The organism is Thiosulfatihalobacter marinus (assembly GCF_016019955.1).
Taxonomy (GTDB): Bacteria; Pseudomonadota; Alphaproteobacteria; order Rhodobacterales; family Rhodobacteraceae; genus Shimia; species Shimia marinus_A.
This window is the reverse complement of the sequence record NZ_JAECRZ010000044.1, coordinates 1-1,691: the sequence shown is the minus strand read 5'-3', so window position 1 is coordinate 1,691 and position 1,691 is coordinate 1. Positions and strand designations below refer to the sequence as shown.

At 59.4% G+C, this 1,691-nt stretch carries 1 protein-coding gene; it reads left to right on the top strand.

The features are described 5' to 3' along the window. The first annotated feature begins 62 nt into the window (after positions 1–62). A complete protein-coding gene (locus tag I3253_RS20295) occupies positions 63–1,682 on the top strand; it encodes an ISL3 family transposase (RefSeq protein WP_420824325.1) in 1,620 nt (539 codons plus the stop codon). Positions 1,683–1,691: the final 9 nt, after the last annotated feature.

The window sequence follows — 1,691 nt, the reverse complement described above, 5'->3', positions numbered from 1 at the left end:
GGTTCTGCCTCAATTTGTGTGGCGCAACTATCCTGAGCTTGGAACATTCGGGAGGGATAGTCGTGATTTCAAAAAAGCACTGGTCGCCCGGGAGCGACGTTTCGGTTCAAGGCGTTAAGCGACGTGATTCCGGCGGGTGGCTTGTATCCGGTGTTTTGGCACCGAGAGGCATCTGCCCAGATTGTGGTTTGCATTCTCGGCGTCGTCACGGGTGGCGGCAAAGGCGGCTACAGGATTTACCTGCACTTGGCGACAAGGTAACAATCGCACTCTGGGTCTGCAGGTGGCGATGTCGCGCTTCCACGTGCCCGCGGCGGACTTTTTCGGACTACACCTCGTCAATTGCGCGTCCATTTGCACGTCGAACTTCGCGTGCTGATGACATTGTAGTTCATCTGGGGCACGCCACGGGTGGACGGCCTGCCGAGCGGCTCTTGCGCCGTTTAGGCGTCGGTGTCAGCAATGACACGGTGCTGCGACACCTCAAGAAGTGTGCGGAAAGCGTCGCCCCGCCGCCAACGGTCATTGGCATCGACGATTGGAGCTGGCGCAAGTCGCAGACTTACGGAACCATCATCGTCGATCTCGAGCGGCAGACCGTAATTGATATTCTTCCGGATCGGAGCGTTGAAAGCTGTGCGAGCTGGCTGCGGCAGCACCCTGAGATTGAAGTCATCAGTCGGGATCGTTGTGGCGGATATGCGAAGGCCGCACGTCAGGGTGCACCGCAAGCCCTGCAGGTCGCAGACCGTTTCCATCTCGTCCAGAACCTGCGCCAGGCCATTGAAGAGCAGATGAATATGCATGGCCGCGCCACCGGGCGGGCGCTATTGTCAGATGCCGAAAACATCAGCACGGCCAATCATCTACTGCGATCGCGTCTTGCTCATCGGAAATCACGTGAGGAAATTTTCCGAAACATCCATGCGCTTCGTGATCAAGGGCTGTCTTGTAGCGAAATTGGACGTCGGACCGGCTTCCCGCGTCGTAGTGTGGCGAAGTGGTTGAGCTCCGACTCGCCACCAGACCGCCGCCGAGCTGCATTGAAGCCCACGTCGCCGTGGTATTTTGAGAGCATACTGGCCGATCTCTGGAAACAGGGTATCCGGTCCGGCCAGGAATTATTGGTCGAAATTCAACGCCATGGCTATGAGGGCAGCTTGTCTCATTTGCAACGTCTGCTGGCCGGATGGCGAAGGGATGAACAAACCGTTCTAGCAGGCCCGACCGACACGCCGCTGCCCCTGGCGCCTGTGCGGGACCCGCAAACCGGTCACGCCATTTCGCCGGTTGTCGCAGCGGCGCTCTGTATCAAGCCGCGACGCAAATTGACCGCAGACCAGGCCCAAAAGGTAGATGCATTGAAGGCCGGATCGCCAAGCTTTGCCACGATGCGGAGCCTTGCCATGCGGTTTCAGGGCATTTTGCGCGGCGACCAGTCCGCCCCGCTGGACGCATGGATCGACCTGGCCATTGAGACTGGCATCCCACCAATCATGCGCTTTGCCCGCACGCTGCACCGCGACATCGAGGCCGTGCGCAATGCCATCGAACTTCCGTGGAGCAACGGTCAGGCTGAGGGCCAAGTCAATCGCCTGAAGACCCTCAAGCGCGCCATGTACGGTCGCGCCGGACCAGAACTCCTCAGAGCCCGAATGCTGCCACTGCGCCACACAGATTGAGGCAGAACC